This is a genomic window from Verrucomicrobiia bacterium, assembly GCA_035765895.1.
Taxonomy (GTDB): domain Bacteria; phylum Verrucomicrobiota; class Verrucomicrobiia; order Limisphaerales; family DSYF01; genus DSYF01.
Genome location: DASTWL010000033.1, coordinates 80,446 through 96,782, shown reverse-complemented (window position 1 = coordinate 96,782; position 16,337 = coordinate 80,446). Strand labels below are relative to the sequence as shown.

Sequence of the window (16,337 nt, the reverse complement as noted above, 5' to 3'; positions counted from 1 at the left end):
GACATTCTGCCCGGCATCGCCCTTGGTGTCTTGTCGGGCGGTGGAGCCCCGGCTAACATTTCGGCACAACGGTTGAACCATGACCCCGGCGCAACTCCAAACCGAGCTTTTCTCCCAACTGGCCGAGCCGTTCACCGGCGAAGCCTTGTTCGACTGTCTGGCCGACCTGGTCTTTTTCATCAAGAACCGCCGCTGCGAATACGTGGTGGTCAACCGCACGCTGGTGGAACGCTGCGGGCGGCGGGACAAACGGGAGTTGATTGGCCGGCGCGCGGATGAACTCTTTCCCCTGCCACTGGGGGAAGGTTACCGCGCACAGGACGAAAGTGTGCTGCGAAACGGCACGCCCATCCTGAATCAACTGGAACTTCATTTCTATCCGACCGGCGGCCGCGGCTGGTGCCTGACCAACAAACTTCCGTTGCGGAACCGCGCAGGCCAGGTCGTCGGGCTCGTGGGGATTTCCAAGGATTTGCGCGCGGCGAACGAGCGGGGCGAGGATTACTCGGCGGTGGCGAAGGTGGTGCAGCACATGCAGCAAAATTTTGGCAGCACCCTGCGCGTGAAGGAACTCGCGCGCCAGGCCGGGCTGTCCAGCTACCAGTTCGAACAGCGGATTCGGCGGATCTTCCAGCTCACCGCGGGACAGCTGATTCAGAAAATCCGCATGGAAGCCGCCGTCAAGCGCCTGCGCGAGACCAACGATCCCATTGCCGTCATCGCGCTGGACTGCGGTTATTCCGACCAGAGCGCCTTCACCCGCCAGTTCCGCCAGACGGCGGGCCTGTCCCCTTCGCACTACCGCGCCGCGCTGGGAAATCAGTTGTAGCCGGGCGGAAAGCGAACCACGCCGCAAACCGTCACGGCAGAAGCCGCGAGCGATAAAAGCGACGAGGCAGATCGCGAACTTCGGGCAGCGGGAGTTCAATCACGCCGTTCTCCGGTGAATTGGTGCTCAACGAAGACCAATGCGCCAGATCCTCGCTGGCTTCGACGACGTAGAAAAATGCGTCGCAGCCTGTGAACGTCAGCACCAAGCCGGTTGGACGGCTCCGCACCGCGCCGATTGAATCCGGGCGCAAACGCGGCAGCAGTTGGGCCGCCAGCGTTTCGTAGGCCTCGTCCGACAGGCCATATTGCAATTGCGCCGCCGAACTCTGGTTCAGCCAGGGTGAGTCCTCGGTGAGCGCTGGTGTGCGGAGCACGTCGGTGACTGCCTGCCACTCAACACCGGCCCGCGCCTGCAGGATGGCGTCGGCCAGCACGGCCGCCTGCGGCGAAGCGGCGGTCATGAGGTTGGTTTCAAAGCGTGGAGCCGGTGGGCTATAATTCAGCTCCGCCTCCGTGGCGGTGTTGGTGATGGCGGTCAATCCGTCGAACGCCTGCCGCCACGCATTGTTGTCGCTGGTGTTGAGGGAGAGCAGGGTAGCGGGCGTATTCGTGTTTAGCAGGGCGACGAGCGAGTTGATCAATGCCCGGTCAGTGACCGGACGGGCGCGCTGTGCTGTCTCGGCATCCCACAAGCCCAGCCACTGTTGCCATGTCGTTGGCGAAACATTCGCCGCCTTCAAATACAGCGTCTGCCACGGGGTGCCGCGATGCACGCGGCCGAGCCAGGCTACCGCCAGTGGAGCGGGCTCGCCGAATTGCCAGTTTTCCGCAGAGCGGATCAGCGGGTCTTTGACCGTCAGGTCATACGGCGGAACGATGCCGAGAGATTGCGAGCTGCTTGGGTTGCCACCCCAGGGCTCGAAGCGGTTGTTTAGCGAACCGAGGTTCGGAACGGCGAGGACCGGGCCGTTCGGTGATTCGCGGCGCAGGCCCCAACTGCCCGTGATCGACTGGAGGTCGGCGCGCTGAAAATGCACGAACGGATCGTTGGCCTGCCACGTCTGGTAAAGCGACGTCTTGCGGGTGGGCGTGAAGGGCGCGGTCACGATCAGGTTTGTGTTGACCGTGTTGGGAAAATAAATCGGTGTCAGGCGGCAGAAAACGCGGAAAGAGTCGATGGCCTTTTGTTTGGTCTGTCCGGATGGTTGAGCGATGCCGTAAGAATTCCAGTTGACAATATTGATGTTGCCCAAGCCAGCTTGAAGCTGGTTGATAACGCCCGCCGGAGCATTGGAGATGCTGTCCCCGCCGACTCGGTTTGTAGCCCAAAGGGCAGCTTCGGTTGAGTCTACTGGAAAAATGGTTTGATCACCGAGTTCTTCACTCAGATTGCGAAGGCTCATCAGTCCGCCCAGTTGCACGCAATCAATGACGCGCTGCGTGTCGGTGTCAATCAGCAGCACGCGGATCCGGTTGGTGACGGCGAGTTGGAATTGCGGCAACGGGAAACGGCCGGTTTGCTCGAAGCCGTCCAAAAGGTTGACGCCCGAATTGGTCTGCGTTGTGAAATAGGGCGTGGGGCCTGAGTCCGTCCGGTAAATGGAATCCTGCAGCACGACCAGATTGGTCAGCAGCGGAATCACGAAGCTTAGCCTGAGACGGGTGCCATTGATTAAATCATTGCCGGTGCCGGGCCAGGTTCCGGCCTCCAAGTTGGTGACCCCGCCAATCGTCATGCGGCTCACCTGCTGCGTGCCTCGGAAATCGAACGTCGCGTCATTGGTGGCGCTCAAGGTGATGGTGAGATCATCCGCCACGATGACCTGCACCGCGCGTGAATAGTTTGACACGTAGGGATGCCACAATTCCACGCCCAGGATGTTCGAGATGCCGACGAGGAACATCTGGTTGGTGGCCATCGGCCGTGTCAGGGGCGTCAGCCGGCGCAATTGCAGCCGGCGGGTGATCTGTGCCACGCTTTGCAGGGCGAATTCGTTGAAATTGGGAAAACCCTTCTTGGCGCCAATAATCCAGGGCACGTCGTAGAGGTTGCCGCTGAAAAATCCTGCCGCGCGGACCTGGGCCAGCTCATCGGGCTCGTTCAAGTCCAGCGGCTGGGCCAGCTCGGCGTCGCCGGCATTCGTCACTTCCAGCCAGTTGTTGATGAAAATGTCGCCGTTGGTTGCGACAGCGAAAGTGGGGCGAAACACGCTGGGCAGAAACGGCGCATCGGGCCCGCCGCGATCCGTGCGGTTGGTCGAAGCATCATAGATGTTCGCGGCCACCTGCAGCACGCGATGCACGTCGGGCGAGAAGGCGAACGTGCCGTTCGTGTAAACCGGAATGTTGCCGGCGCCAAAAGGATGGCCGTCCGCGGCCAGCAGCCGGGTGGACAAGTTCGTGAACACGTCCACCGCACTTGTAGACCGCACCCACGGCGGCCCGCCCGCCTGTCCGAGCAGGACAGCTCCGCCGAATCCCAGCCAGACCAGCAGGTTTGCCCACCGGCCAACGAGCCCGGTCAACCGTTTGAGATGGCTGCTCCGCTGATTCAAGTGAGCCAGAGCATAGCCGGGTAATCATGATTTGTCAGCGACTACTGCGGGTGCGTTTGGGCGAAAGCTCTCCGCCGTCTGGCATTGTGGCGGCGGGCTGCTAGATTGCGTGCCATGATGCTCATTCAAACGCGCGTGCGGCCCAGCGCCATTCACGGGCTGGGATTGTTCGCGGAGGAATTCGTGCCGCGTGGCACGCCGGTGTGGCGCTTCGTGCACGAATGGGACCGCGAATTCACGCCCCCCCAGGTCGCCGCCCTTCCACTCCCGGCGCAACGGCACGTGCAATGGTTCGCCTTCCGCGACGCCGCCCGTGACTGCTGGGTGCTCGGTGGCGACGGTTCCATCTTCATGAACCACGCGGTGCAGCCCAACACGGGCGCGCCGCCGGCTGCAGTTTTGCCGGTGACCACCGTGGCCTTGCGTGACATAGGCGCAGGCGAGGAGCTGACCTGCGACTATTTCGCGTTTGATGCGGCGGCAGCGCAAAAGTTGTCCGGTGGTGCGTGATGTCAGACGCTGGCGGCGGAGCAGAAATGACTTCCGGCGGTGGCGGAATGGACCTTGCTGGACTTGTCGGCAACGTGCCCGTGCAGGTGGCCCGTGAATCATTCTTGGACACCTGTGCCCGGCAACGTCTCAAAACCCGATTGCCCATGCCCGATCTTGATTCAGCTTTCGCGCCGTCGGCCGCTCCAGAGATTTCAGGCCGGCCGGACCGGCCGGTGCGCCTGGGGGGGCGGGTGTGGGGCGCCCTCAGCCGGCAACTGGCGCGGCAGACGGATCGTTTCATTCCCGCGGCGTGCGACCAGAATCCGGACGCGGCCCGGCGGGCGCGGCTGATTTGCCGGTTCGGGTTTCTGGGCGCGTTCTTCGGACTCATTTACGCCACGTTCTATTTGCTGATCGGCCACGACTGGGGTGCGCTGGTGATTGTGATTTGCAGCTCCGGCTTTGCGACGATGCCCGCGTTGCTGCGGCGCACGGGCTCGATGGACATCGCGGGGAACGCGCTGGTGCTGATTCTGATTCTCGGCTTTGCGGCGTTGTGCTGTCTCGAAGGCGGCATGACCGGACACGCCCTGGCCTGGCTGGCAAGCGTGCCGCTGTGCGCGTTGTTGCTGCTCGGCCGCGGGGCGGCGGGGCGGTGGATGGTGGCCAGCTTCGCGGCGTGCGCCGGCATTGTGGGCCTGAATCTCGCCGGCGTGCCGTTGCCGCCCGCGTATGACCCGCGCTGGGAGGGCCTGGTGTCCGCCGCCGGCTATCTCGGGTTCATTCTGTTCATGTTTCTGCTCGGGGTGATTTTTGAAACCAGCCGCGAGCAGGCCTTCGGCAAAATGCAGCAGGCGCTCGCCGAACTCGAAAGGTCCAACACCGAGCTGGTCCACCTGAATCAGGAGAAGAACGAATTCCTCGGCATTGCGGCGCACGACTTGAAGAATCCGCTCACGGTGGTCATCGGCACGGCGGAGCTGCTCAAGTTCAGCCGCGATGAAACGAAACGGGAACAGTTGCTCGGCAACATCGTCGGCGCCGGCACCCGCATGCTGCACCTGATCAAAAACCTGCTCGACGCCAACGCCATCGAACAGGGCAGGTTCACCTCGAACCTCGAACGCTGTGACCTTCACGCACTGACGCATGAATGTTTGGAGCACAACCGGCCGTCGGCCACGCGCAAGGAAATCCAACTGCGCCTGGAGACGGACTCGCCGTGCTGGTGCCGGGCCGATCGTAACGCCACGATGCAAATTCTCGACAACCTTTTGTCCAACGCCGTGAAGTATTCGCCGTTCAAGACCACCGTTCACCTCCGCGTGACGATGAACGGCTCCACGGCAATGGTTTCCGTCCGTGACGAAGGGCCGGGCCTCAGCGAGGCGGATCAGCGCAAACTGTTCGGCAAGTTCACCCGGCTCAGCGCCCGGCCCACGGGCGGCGAATCGTCCAACGGGCTGGGGCTCTCCATCGTCAAGCGCCTCGCTGAAGCCATGCACGGCTCGGTGCGGTGCGAAAGCCGTCTCGGCGAGGGCGCCACCTTCATTCTGGAGCTGCCCGCGTGGCAGGACTGAACGGGTTCTGCTCTACGCCGGCTCCTGCTGCGTCAGGCAGTGCAACGAACCGAAGCCCAGCACCAAATCCACCGCGTGGATGCCGACAACGGGGCGGTCCTTGAACAAGTCGCCGAGGATGCCGAGCGCGACGCGGTCGTTCGGGTCGTTGAACGTCGGGACGATGACGCAGGAATTCGCGATGTAGAAATTCGCGTAGCTCGCCGGCAGCCGCCAGTTCTTGTAGTGGACCGGAGCGGGCATTGGCAGCGCGATGACCTCGGGCTTCGAGCCGTCTTCGAGGCGCAAATCCTGAATGCGCTCCCAGTTTTCGGCGAGCGGCTGGTAGTTCGGATCCTTCGTGTTCGTCTCCTTGATGAGCACGAGCGTCCTGGGGTCCGTGAAGCGGCAGATGTCGTCAATGTGGCCATGCGTGTCGTCGCCCACGGGGCCCGCGACGAGCCAAAGGACGTTCTTCACGCCGAGATACTTTTTGAACTGCGCGTCATATTGCGCCTTGGTCATGCCCTTGTTGCGCACCTGAATCGTCGGATGCTGATAGCATTCCTCGGTGGTGAGCAACGTGCCGCGGCCATTCACCTCGATGCCGCCACCCTCGATGACGAACTTCTTCCCGTTGAACTGCGCGTCAAACAACGGGCGTTTGAGCAGGGCCGCCGCGGTCTCCGGAACTTTGGTGTCGAGCTGCCAGTTGCGGTATTTGGCCCAGGCGTTGAAATGGAAATGGACGATCGCCTTTTCTGAACGCGGAGTGCGGAATGCGGAACGCGGAGCGGGGCGGGTTACATGGATCGGCCCGCTGTCGCGCGTCCAGCCGCGGTTGGTCGGATGCACAACAAACTGGACCTGCTTCAGATCGCAATGGGCGCGCTTGAGATAGCTGGCGGCGAATTTTGCCTCGGCTTTGCTGCGCACGAGCAGGCGGACGATCTCGCCCTGCGTGATTTTGCGGACCATTTCGCCATAGACCCAGCGGATGGTGTCAATCTTGTCGGGCCAGTCGGATTCGTTGTGCGGCCAGCCGAGCCAGGTGGCGGCGTGCGGTTCCCATTCGGCGGGCATGGAATAGCCGAGTTCCGCCGGTGACTGGTTCGTGATCAATTCAATCTTCGCCATAACGGTCTGTGGAGGATAGTGACCAGACACGATTTGAAAACAGGAAACCATTATCAACCGCGGAGGCGCAGAGACGCCGGGATCAAGCTGGGAGAGCGCGTCATCCCAATGGTCAATCCGCTGACATTTTGCTAATGGGCTGTTGTTCCAATCTCTGCGTCTCCGTGTCTCTGCGGTTCAGATATCGCCACGTCATTGCTCCAGCATGCGCCTGGTCTCAGTCACGATTCGCATTTTCTCCGCCTCCCATTAGATTGCGCCTGTGCCAGAACGAGTGGACAAGTTTCGCGGGCGCGGTGTGCCGGAGAATCCGGCGAACCGCTTTGTGTCCACGTTCAGCGAGCAATTCGAGGATTATGATCCGAGCGAAGACCCGGCGCCGCGCACGCAGTTCATCCCCGACGCCAGCGCCACGCTCATCAACTACAACGACAGCCCGGACATCCCGTTCGACGCGAGCATCAACGTCTATCGCGGTTGCGAGCACGGCTGCGCTTATTGCTACGCGCGTCCGTTTCATGAATATCTCGGCTTCTCGCCCGGCCTGGATTTCGAGACGAAAATCGTCGTGAAATACCACGCGCCGGAACTGCTGCGGCAGGAATTGTCGTCGCCGAAGTGGCAGCCGCAGACCATCGCGATGAGCGGCGTGACGGATTGTTACCAGCCCATCGAGCGGCGGCTGCAACTGACCCGGCGTTGCCTGGAAGTCTTTGCCGAGTTCCGCAATCCCGTCGGTATCGTGACGAAGAACTATTTGGTAACACGCGATCTTGACCTGCTCGCCGAACTGGCGCGGTTCAACTGCGCGGCGGTTTACATCTCCATCACCACGCTCGATGCCGCACTCACGCCGAAGCTGGAACCGCGCGCCTCGCTGCCCGCGCTGCGGCTGGCGGCCATCCGCAAGCTGAGCGAGGCCGGCGTGCCGGTCGGCGTGATGACGGCACCAATGATTCCCGGGCTGAACGACCACGAGCTGGCGAAGATTCTGGCGGCCGCCGCCGACGCGGGCGCGCGGTTTGCCGGACTCGTGCCACTGCGGCTGCCCTTTGCGGTGAAGGATCTCTTCGCCGACTGGCTGACGCGGCATTTTCCCGATCGCAAGGACAACGTGCTGAATCGCGTGCGCTCGCTGCGCGGTGGCAAGTTGAACAACGCCGATTTCGGTTCGCGCATGACCGGCGAAGGCGTGTGGGCGGAACAGTTGCGGCAAATGTTCGACGTGATGACGCGCCGGCTCGGGCTGAACGAGCGCGGGGCCGGACTATCCACGGCGCATTACCGGCGTCCGGCCGGCGTGCAGATGACGTTGTTTTGAGCGATGCTTTGACCACGAAGCGCGCGGTCTAAACAGCCCAATCCGCACACAGCAGCTCCGCCTGCGCGAGCACAGTCTTCACCGCTTCCTCCTGAAGGTCCGGCGGGTAGCCATACTTGTTCAGGATGCGCTTCACCATCACGCGAATCTTCGCCCGCGCGCCTTCGCGCAGCGTCCAGTCAATGGTCACGCTCTTGCGCACCTGGGTGATGAGTTCGGCGGCGATGACTTTGAGTTTGTCGTCGCCCATCGCCTTCACGGCGGACTCATTCGCGGCGAGCGCATCGTAGAATGCCACTTCATCGTCGGTCAGGCCGAGGTCTTCGCCGCGCTTGGTGGCGGCATCCATCTCCTTGGCGAGGCGGATCAGTTCTTCGATCACTTCCATCGTGCTGATGGCGCGGTTGTGGTAGGCGTTGAGCGTCTTTTTGAGCTTCTCGCTGAAGAGCTGGCTCTGCACCAGATTCCGTTTGGCGCGCACTTTGAGTTCATCCTTCAACAACTTTTCCAGCAGCTCGGCGGCGACGTTCTTGTGCTTGAGGCCGCGCACTTCGGCGAGGAAGCCGTCGCTGAGGATGGAAATGTCCGGCTTGGGCAATCCGGCGGCGGTGAAGACGTCGATCACCTGCCCGTCGGTCGTGATGGCCTTGCTCACGAGCTGGCGGATGGCGGCGTCGATCTGCTCGGGCGTCTTGCGGTTGCCGCTGTGCTGCTTGTTCAGCGCGGCCTGGATGGCTTGGAAGAGCGCCACGTCATCGCGGATCTCCGTCGCTTCATCGCTGGCGGCGCAGAGGGCAAAGGCGCGGGACAGCTCGGTGATGACCTGGTTCCAGCGGGTCTTGCCGTCTTCGAGTTCGAGGAGGTGCTCTTGCAGCGCAGGCAGGGCAAGGAGGGTCTTCTTGCCGTCGCCCACCGCGCGCCGCCAATCCGAGCCGTGCAGCAGGTCGCAGGCGACGCCGTGCTTCTCCAGCATGATGGCGATGGCCTGCTTGGTGTCGTAGGTGGGATCGCCTTTGCCGCCGCTCTCGGTGTAGTTGGCGAGGGCGTGCTTCAGTTGATCGGCGAGGCCGAGGTAATCCACCACCAGGCCGCCCGGCTTGTCGCGGAAGACTCGGTTCACGCGGGCGATGGCTTGCATGAGTCCGTGGCCCTGCATGGGCTTGTCCGCATACATGGTGTGCAGGCAAGGTGCGTCAAAGCCGGTCAGCCACATGTCGCGCACGATGACGATGCGGAACGGGTCTTTGCTGTCCTTGAACCGGTTCGCCATGGCGCGGCGCTTCTCCTTGTTGCGGATGTGAGGCTGCCACTCGGGGCCGTCGTCGGCGCTGCCGGTCATGATGACCTTCACCACGCAGGCCTTGCCTTTCTCGGCTTCGGCGTCGTCCTTCGCACTCGCCCACTCGGGGCGCAGCTTGATGAGCGCATCGTAAAGGTCAACGCAGATGCGGCGGCTCATGCAGACGACCATCGCCTTGCCGTCCATCGCCTCGGTGCGCTTCTCAAAGTGCGCGACCAGATCGGCGGCGATGAGCGCGATGCGTTTCGGATCGCCCACCAGCGCCTCCAGCGCGGCCCACTTCGTCTTGAGCTTCTCCTTCTTCGTCAGTTCCTCGCCTTCGGTGATCTCTTCAAACTCCGCGTCCAGCTTCGGCAGCTCGCTGGCGTTCAGGCCCAGCTTGGCGATGCGGCTCTCGTAATAGATCGGCACCGTGGCCTTGTCGGCGACGGCGCGCTGGATGTCGTAGATGCTGATGTAATCGCCAAAGACCGCCCGCGTGTTCGCGTCCGTCTTTTCGATGGGCGTGCCGGTGAAGCCTATGAAGGTGGCATTCGGAAGAGTGTCCCTCATGTGGCGCGCCAATCCGTCGATCAGGTCGTATTGGCTGCGGTGAGCCTCATCCGCTACGACGATGATGTTCCGCCTGAGGGATATGGCTTTGCCACCTTCACCCTCACCCCCGGCCCCTCTCCCAGAGGTAGAGGGGAGGTGTGCTGCAATCTCTTCCAAGACTGCCTCCGGCTCGGCAAGCACATGCTTGTTCTCAAAGCGCAGGACCGTTAGTCCTTGGGATTTCAGGTAGCCATCCCGTTTCTGATCAATCTTCTTTCGTTCCGGCTTGCTGTGAGGAGCACCATCGCATTCAACGACCAGCTTCGCGTCGTTGCAGAAGAAATCCGTGATGTATTCGCCAAACTGATGTTGTCGGCGAAACTTCGCGCCCGCTAGTTTGCGATCCCTCAACAGCTCCCAAAGCAGCGTCTCGGCTTCTGTTTGTTTCTCCCTCAACTCACGTGCTTCCGCCTTCAAACCCGAGAAATCAAAACCGCCTCGGTATTGCTCGCTCCCTCTCCCACTGGGAGAGGGCTGGGGTGAGGGTTCCGGTTGAGTGAACTCAACCGGAATGCCATCGCGCAGCAGCCGGTGAAAGGCCCGGTTTGTCTGCACCAGCGAGGGCGTCGCCACGCGCAGCACTTTCCGTAATACCTCCTCCCGCGCCTCGTCGGGCAGGGTGGGATTCAACTGCCGCAAGGCCTCACGCAGCCGCCCGACCAGCACCACCTCGCCAAACGCCTCCCGCTCCGCCGCCGCTTCGCCCGGAGCCATCTGCGGCCCGTGCCCGACCGCATAGCCCAGCTCCCCGAACCACGTCAGGGCGGCGTCTTCGACGATGAATTCGGTGAGGCTCATTCTTCGGGGTTTGAGTTGGGCGTTCCTTCCTCAACTGCTCGTTCAGCGTCTCGGAGCGTCCTGTAGTGCACCTTTCCGCCCAGCGAACCAAGAATGGCACCACACTCGTGAAAAACGACCTGAGTAGCCGCCGCTTGGCTGAACTCTTCGGGGTCGCCCGCAGCTCCACGCAGGCGCACGGCCATGATGCTTCTCATATCATCAAACTCGTCGCGTTCAACGGTTGCCATCCACAGGTAGTCGACGAAGAGTCCGTCGATACGTTTGGGATAGCGCATCGCCTTGAGCTTGCACAACGGGATGAAATTGAGGTGGCCTATTGGCTGTTTCACGGCCGCCCGCACCTCGGCAGTAATCAAACTGCTCTCCACCAAAAGCCTCATTCCTTTAAACCCGGATTTCTCCACGGCAATCGCCTCCAACAACGGTTTGCTGTAAAGGTTGAGTTCAATGCTTTTCAGCTTCCCCGAGAATGTGGTCGATGTTCTCAGCGCATCTTGTCCATCGAGGCTTACTATGCAGCCTCGCAGCCAGACGCGGCCGTGCTTGCGGCGGAAAGCCGCAGAATAAAGTGCTTTTGCTGCCTCCAGCGCTGGGAGAAGACTCGAAAACGTCAAAGCAGCAGAGTCCGATTCAACCACGCCGCGAACGAGCGATTCGGACACAGTCCCCTTCATAGAAGCAGCAATCAGGGTTCGGAACTCCTGAAATGCCGCTTCCGCGGCGGGCTGCCCGCCGCTGAGCCACTTGGAGCGCACACCAAGAACGTCCACGAAGAGAATAACGGGTTTCTTATCAGCGCTCATTTCTTGGTGCCCTCCTTAGCTCCAGTTGGTTTTCCGAATGACTCAGCGCACTCCGCCAGACGTTCAGCATACGCATCAGCGGGAACGCGGACCCAGTCTGCATTAAATCGGAGGAGCCACAGCAGGAGCATGATTGCCGCGAATGCCGCCGCACCACCTAAAGCCTCGTCAATCTTGCCAGTCGAGGAGTGAACAAAGTAGAGCCGGATCCCGCAGGCAACTAAGCTGAGAAGGGATAGCATGATGCCGAAGGCACGCAGCCCCCAAACGTTGCGCCGATAGCCGTAGGCCACGTTTTCCTGAAACAGCAGCCCAAACTTCTTCGTGTCTCGCGTGTTCACGCGAAGATAGTTCGACCAAGCGGCATAGACCGCATCGGCGGCGGCTGGGTCCGCCTGTTCTTGCTCAGGCGTTGGGGCTTTCGCCTCCTTCACGAGTCCCGCCAGCCTTTTGTGGTAGCGGGCTTTAGTGATGGCATCGAGGCGAACGTCGCGATGCCTGAAAATAGCGATGGACGGCAATCCTCCCCACTTCGCGAACAAAGAGGCTTCGTGTTTCTTGCCGGAGTCCCGCGCGAGTTGTGTCAGAAGGAACGCACCGCCGCACCCGACTACACCCGCGGCCAGCGATTGAAGCCCTGTGAACTTCGCGGTGAGCATGGCAACCGCCGTTCCGACTACAGGTGCAATCAACAAGAGCGCGGGGTATAGCCGCGCCTTGCGTTCGTAGCCGTCGGTAATAATGTTAATCGGAGTCATCTTCTTCTACGTTGGGATGGAGTGGCATCGGTTCGACAGTCACCCAACCTGGGCGAAGGGGAACTCCATTAGAGTGCAGGTATTTGATGGTTCCCTTGGTCTCGACCACCTTCCCACCCCGGCGCGTGAACGCGTTGCAGACTCGCTTCGATGGGTGCTTTGGCTCTCCCTTCTTTGGAACCGAGACGTAGGCAGAGAATTTCTTTGTCCCCTCAGCTACTGGAACACCAACCAGTTTGTTCAGAACACTTGGGCCTACGTTCCGTTTGCTGCCGTGGTGCGGAATTTGAACGAGTTTGAATGAGGCGAGAGGAATTTTCAGGATTTCGGCGACAGCGCAGCTCAACTCCAAGGTCGGAACACCAGCGTCTGCCGTAAACAGAAAGCGTTCGTCGCCGAACGACAACAAGGTGACTACGCTAGAATTATTCTCGGCGTTAGTGCCTTCCACCGGTTCAACGAGGCTTTCAGTGTTCCAGTTTTCTTTCGCCCATTGCACAGCCTTCTGCGCCTTCTTCATCATTGCCTCGTAGATTGATTCCAACGTCGGGGCCTTCGGCGTCGCAGTGAACTCCAGCAAAAGCTGCTGGTAGTATTTCACTGTCGGACTCAGGAACTGGATATGCGGGGAGGGCTGGTTCCCTTCAGCAAAGGGTTCAACGATAGGTATCCGCTTCTTCGTCGCGAGCTCATGGAGGTCGTGGGCGTGCTGCAAAGCATTCCGCACACGTTCATCAATACTCGTTGAAGTGATCCGCCCGTCTTGAAAGACGTTCTTCAAAGCAACCGCATGGTCCCACGGCTTGTGCATCATGAGGAGTTGCACATCGAGCTTCTCAACCACCGTGTAGAGCCCAGACGTGTGGTCAGCATGCGGATGGGTGTTAATGACGACGTCCACGCGCTTCGTGCCGTAGTATTTCTGAACGTGGGTGACGAGCGCCTCTCCTGCGTCTGCGGTCCCGCCATCGATGATGCCCACAAATTGAGGAGTCGTGGCGTCCCAATAACGGAAGCAAATCGCGTCTCCGCCTTTCGACTCCTCTCCAACTGGTAAAAAATCGATTTCGTATTCCATGGTCAGGTTATTGAGTTTGGTTGCAACTCCCCGCTCAGCAGCTTCGGCAGCAGCGTGTCGCGCAGGGTGGCGAGGGTGCGAGATTGGGTGGAGTTGGCTTTGATTTTCGCCATCAGCGGCGCGGTGAGTTCGTCGAAGCGTTCGGCGATGTCTGGCGGCGGGACGGCGAGCCAGAAGGTGTTGAAGCACTCGGAGGGGACGCGCTGGCGTCCGCTGGTGCCTGTCATGTTTTGGATGGCGTGGGAGCGCAATGCGTCGGAGCGGGCGAGGAGGTAGCCGAACTGCGGCGGGAGCGGCGGCTTCGGGGCGAGGACGATGTATTCGGTGGAGCCCCAGCCAACTTGGCCGTCTTCGAGGAAATCAACGTAGCCGGTCTTGCCGTTCTCTAGGCACGGCGTGATGCGGGCGAGGAGCGTGTCGCCGTTTTGGAACTTGGTGCCGGAGCTGAACTCGCGGTCGATGACTTCCTCGGCGGAATGGCCCTGGGTCGGCAGGTTCTTCATGTCGAGGTAGGGCGCGATGGTTCCTGCCTTCAACGTGCGGCGCGGATTCACTTCGATGGCTTCGGGAAGCGGCTTTGCAGTCCAGCCTTTGGGAATCGGGCCGAGTTCGGAGTCTTGGAAGGAGGCGGGGAAGAGGGCGGCGGTGGCGGGGTCGAGGGCGGCGGGGGGGGCGGCCGTCGAGTTTGGCGCGGACGGGGTCGAAATCCACGAACCAGCTCTGGAACAGCGCCCGCGCCATCGCCTCGAGCGTCGCGTTCATCCGGCGGTTCAACTCGATCTTGTCGTCCAGCGCCCCAAGCACCGCCGCGATGGCTTTCTGCTCGGCGAGGGGTGGGACTGGGACTGCCAAGCGGCCCAAATCGCTTCCGCGAATGCCCGCTGCGGCAACTTGCTCGACAATTGATTCAATGAGCGAACGCCCCAGCGACGATTGAAAAAGGTAGAAGTAGAAAACTGGTTCCGCCTTTCGCTGGTCAAGACGGCAACGAATGATGTGTGACTCAAAGGTGACATCCTCTTTGTCTCCTTGGAACAAAACGCATTTCCCTGCGCCAGATAGCACGAGTGATTGCCGGGCGAAGAGCAAGTCACCCCCACGCAGTAAGCTGCTCTCCCGCTCTCTGCTGTCCATCGGGACGCGATCCATGTCGATGTTATGAATCCGTCGATGAGCAAAGACCTCTCCCATGTTCACCATTTTCATGCCTTCACCGCGGACGGCTTTTGGCTTGGTAAGTCCATTGCGCAGCGGAGTTTCAAACAGCTCCGCGAATGGCAGAAAGTCTCTACCCGCCATAACCCAGCCCCCTCAGGTTTGCTTGGATGGCCTGCTCCAGTTTCGCGGACTCGGCGAACTGGGCGTGCAGTTCGGCGACGAGGCGCGGCATCTTTTCCTCGAAGGGGTCGCCGTCGTCTTCGACTTCCTCGGCGCCGACGTAGCGGCCGGGCGTGAGAACGTGGCCGTGCGCGGCGATTTCGGCGGTGGTGGCGGATTTGCAGAAGCCGGGGATGTCGGCGTAGCCGGAGCCGGGTTCCGCAGGCAGCGTGCATCCTTCCTTTTCCATGGCACGACGCCACGCGAGGTCATCGTCCTTCCATGTGTGATAGGTGGAGACGATCTTTTCGATGTCGGCATCCGTGAGCTCGCGATGCACGCGGTCGATGAGCGTGCCCATCTTCCGCGCATCGATGAAGAGGGTCTGGCCTTTGCGGGCGCGGATGAATTCTTTTTGCCCTGAGGCGGACAGGAGTGTCCGCGCTCCCTTCGACTTCGTGAGGAACCAGAGGCAGACGGGAATCTGCGTGCTGTAGAAGAGCTGGCCGGGGAGGGCGACCATGCAGTCCACGAGGTCGGCCTCGATGAGGGCTTTGCGAATCTCTCCCTCACCGGACTGGTTCGACGACATGCTGCCATTGGCGAGGACGAAGCCAGCCATGCCCTGCGGGGCGAGGTGGTGGATGAAGTGCTGCACCCAGGCGAAGTTGGCATTGCCCTTCGGCGGGACGCCGAACTGCCAGCGCACGTCGTCGTCCTTGCGGAACCAGTCGGAGTCGTTGAAGGGCGGATTGGCGAGGACGTAGTCGGCGCGGAGGTCGGGATGGAGGTCGCGGCGGAAGGTATCGGCGTGTTCTTCCCCGAAGTCGGCCTCGATGCCGCGGATAGCGAGGTTCATGATGGCCAGGCGGCGCGTGGTGGCGTTCGATTCCTGGCCGTAAACCGAGATGTCGCCGAGCTTTCCGCCGTGGGATTCGACGAATTTTTCCGACTGCACGAACATGCCGCCGGAGCCGCAGGCGGGGTCGTAGATGCGGCCCTTGTAGGGCGCGAGCATCTCGACGAGCAGGCGCACGACGCAGGACGGCGTGTAGAACTGCCCGCCGTTCTTTCCCTCCGCGCTGGCGAACTGGGTGAGGAAGTATTCATAGACGCGGCCGAGGATGTCCTTGCTGCGGCTCTCCTTGTCGCCGAGGCCGATGGTGCCGATGAGGTCGATGAGTTCGCCGAGGCGGTGCTTGTCGAGCGCGGGGCGGGCGTAGTCCTTGGGCAGGACGCCTTTGAGGCGCGGGTTGTCGCGCTCGATGGCGACCATGGCGTCGTCCACGATCTTGCCGATGGTGGGCTGCTTGGCGCTGTTTTGCAGGTAGCTCCAGCGCGCGGCGGGCGGCACCCAGAAGATGTTTTCGGCGCGGTATTCGTCCGGGTCCTCGGGATTGGCCCCGGCGTAGTCGCCTTGGCCTGCCACCAGCTTCGCGTGGTGCTCCTCGAAGCTGTCGGAGATGTATTTGAGAAAGATGAGTCCGAGGACGACGTGCTTGTATTCCGCCGCGTCCATGTTGTTTCGCAACTTGTCGGCGGCGAGCCAGAGCTTGGCCTCGAAGCCGAGGTTGGCGGTGGAGTCTTTGGTGGAGGAAGCTTTGCGTGCCATTTCCCTTGTCTGATTTCTCTGAGTCTGGAATTTCGGAAATGCGTTTTCAATATTGGAAAACGGCAGCCGGTTTTGGGCTTTGGCACGGCCGGGCATTTGAGCAGGCGGCGCACGGACAACTTTTCCGGACCACCCCGGCCGTATCGGGCAGCCCGCAAGTCTCACCATCGCTCCCCATC

12 protein-coding genes and 1 pseudogene are annotated in these 16,337 nt (G+C 61.4%); 4 read left to right on the top strand and 9 right to left on the bottom strand.

From position 1 onward, the window contains the following. Positions 1-79 precede the first annotated feature (79 nt). Complete coding sequence (locus VFV96_06885; GenBank protein ID HEU5070119.1) at positions 80-829, top strand: AraC family transcriptional regulator; 750 nt, start codon at positions 80-82, stop codon at positions 827-829. A gap of 31 nt (positions 830-860) precedes the next feature. Here the strand turns inward: VFV96_06885 and VFV96_06880 are convergent, their stop codons facing one another. Further along, positions 861-3,386 (bottom strand): hypothetical protein, encoded by a 2,526-nt coding sequence (locus VFV96_06880; protein ID HEU5070118.1) that lies wholly within the window; start codon positions 3,384-3,386, stop codon positions 861-863. A 114-nt stretch (positions 3,387-3,500) separates the two neighbouring features. On the opposite strand from VFV96_06880, the gene VFV96_06875 reads away from it, so the two are divergent. Both VFV96_06875 and VFV96_06870 read left to right on the top strand, forming a co-directional pair. After that, on the top strand, positions 3,501-3,896 hold the full coding sequence (locus VFV96_06875) for an SET domain-containing protein-lysine N-methyltransferase (GenBank protein HEU5070117.1): 396 nt from the start codon (positions 3,501-3,503) through the stop codon (positions 3,894-3,896). 146 nt (positions 3,897-4,042) lie between these two features. After that, positions 4,043-5,458 carry an MFS domain-containing histidine kinase gene (locus VFV96_06870; GenBank protein HEU5070116.1) on the top strand — a complete coding sequence of 472 codons (1,416 nt, stop codon included), beginning with the start codon at positions 4,043-4,045 and terminating at the stop codon, positions 5,456-5,458. Positions 5,459-5,470: 12 nt separating this feature from the next. Here VFV96_06870 and VFV96_06865 read toward each other — a convergent pair whose 3' ends face one another. Continuing rightward, positions 5,471-6,574 carry an agmatine deiminase family protein gene (locus VFV96_06865; protein ID HEU5070115.1) on the bottom strand — a complete coding sequence of 368 codons (1,104 nt, stop codon included), beginning with the start codon at positions 6,572-6,574 and terminating at the stop codon, positions 5,471-5,473. A gap of 262 nt (positions 6,575-6,836) precedes the next feature. Between VFV96_06865 and VFV96_06860 the strand changes: the two genes are divergently transcribed. After that, entirely contained in the window at positions 6,837-7,895 is a 1,059-nt protein-coding gene (locus VFV96_06860; protein HEU5070114.1) for a PA0069 family radical SAM protein, read from the top strand. 28 nt (positions 7,896-7,923) lie between these two features. On the opposite strand, the gene VFV96_06855 is transcribed toward VFV96_06860, so the two are convergent. The 7 genes and pseudogenes from VFV96_06855 to VFV96_06825 all read right to left on the bottom strand — a co-directional run bounded on the left by VFV96_06855 (position 7,924) and on the right by VFV96_06825 (position 16,158). After that, positions 7,924-10,587, bottom strand: a complete 2,664-nt coding sequence (locus VFV96_06855) for an HsdR family type I site-specific deoxyribonuclease (protein HEU5070113.1) — start codon at positions 10,585-10,587, stop codon at positions 7,924-7,926. Next, on the bottom strand, positions 10,584-11,393 hold the full coding sequence (locus tag VFV96_06850) for a hypothetical protein (GenBank protein HEU5070112.1): 810 nt from the start codon (positions 11,391-11,393) through the stop codon (positions 10,584-10,586). Before VFV96_06850 ends, VFV96_06855 begins: the two co-directional genes overlap by 4 nt. Further along, entirely contained in the window at positions 11,390-12,151 is a 762-nt protein-coding gene (locus tag VFV96_06845) for a hypothetical protein (protein ID HEU5070111.1), read from the bottom strand. The genes VFV96_06850 and VFV96_06845 overlap by 4 nt, the downstream gene beginning before the upstream one ends. Then, a complete protein-coding gene (locus VFV96_06840) occupies positions 12,138-13,229 on the bottom strand; it encodes an MBL fold metallo-hydrolase (GenBank protein ID HEU5070110.1) in 1,092 nt (363 codons plus the stop codon). Before VFV96_06840 ends, VFV96_06845 begins: the two co-directional genes overlap by 14 nt. Positions 13,230-13,231: 2 nt before the next feature. Next, on the bottom strand, positions 13,232-13,783 hold the full coding sequence (locus VFV96_06835) for a restriction endonuclease subunit S (protein HEU5070109.1): 552 nt from the start codon (positions 13,781-13,783) through the stop codon (positions 13,232-13,234). 250 nt (positions 13,784-14,033) lie between these two features. Further along, a pseudogene (locus VFV96_06830) lies at positions 14,034-14,363 on the bottom strand (restriction endonuclease subunit S). Positions 14,364-14,517: 154 nt separating this feature from the next. Further along, on the bottom strand, positions 14,518-16,158 hold the full coding sequence (locus tag VFV96_06825) for a class I SAM-dependent DNA methyltransferase (GenBank protein HEU5070108.1): 1,641 nt from the start codon (positions 16,156-16,158) through the stop codon (positions 14,518-14,520). Positions 16,159-16,337: the final 179 nt, after the last annotated feature.

Coding starts and splice junctions, on each gene's coding strand:
- VFV96_06885 (HEU5070119.1), top strand. CDS start 80: ATGACCCCGGCGCAACTCCAAACCGAGCTTTTCTCCCAACTGGCCGAG.
- VFV96_06875 (HEU5070117.1), top strand. CDS start 3,501: ATGATGCTCATTCAAACGCGCGTGCGGCCCAGCGCCATTCACGGGCTG.
- VFV96_06870 (HEU5070116.1), top strand. CDS start 4,043: ATGCCCGATCTTGATTCAGCTTTCGCGCCGTCGGCCGCTCCAGAGATT.
- VFV96_06865 (HEU5070115.1), bottom strand. CDS start 6,574: ATGGCGAAGATTGAATTGATCACGAACCAGTCACCGGCGGAACTCGGC.
- VFV96_06855 (HEU5070113.1), bottom strand. CDS start 10,587: ATGAGCCTCACCGAATTCATCGTCGAAGACGCCGCCCTGACGTGGTTC.
- VFV96_06850 (HEU5070112.1), bottom strand. CDS start 11,393: ATGAGCGCTGATAAGAAACCCGTTATTCTCTTCGTGGACGTTCTTGGT.
- VFV96_06845 (HEU5070111.1), bottom strand. CDS start 12,151: ATGACTCCGATTAACATTATTACCGACGGCTACGAACGCAAGGCGCGG.
- VFV96_06840 (HEU5070110.1), bottom strand. CDS start 13,229: ATGGAATACGAAATCGATTTTTTACCAGTTGGAGAGGAGTCGAAAGGC.
- VFV96_06825 (HEU5070108.1), bottom strand. CDS start 16,158: ATGGCACGCAAAGCTTCCTCCACCAAAGACTCCACCGCCAACCTCGGC.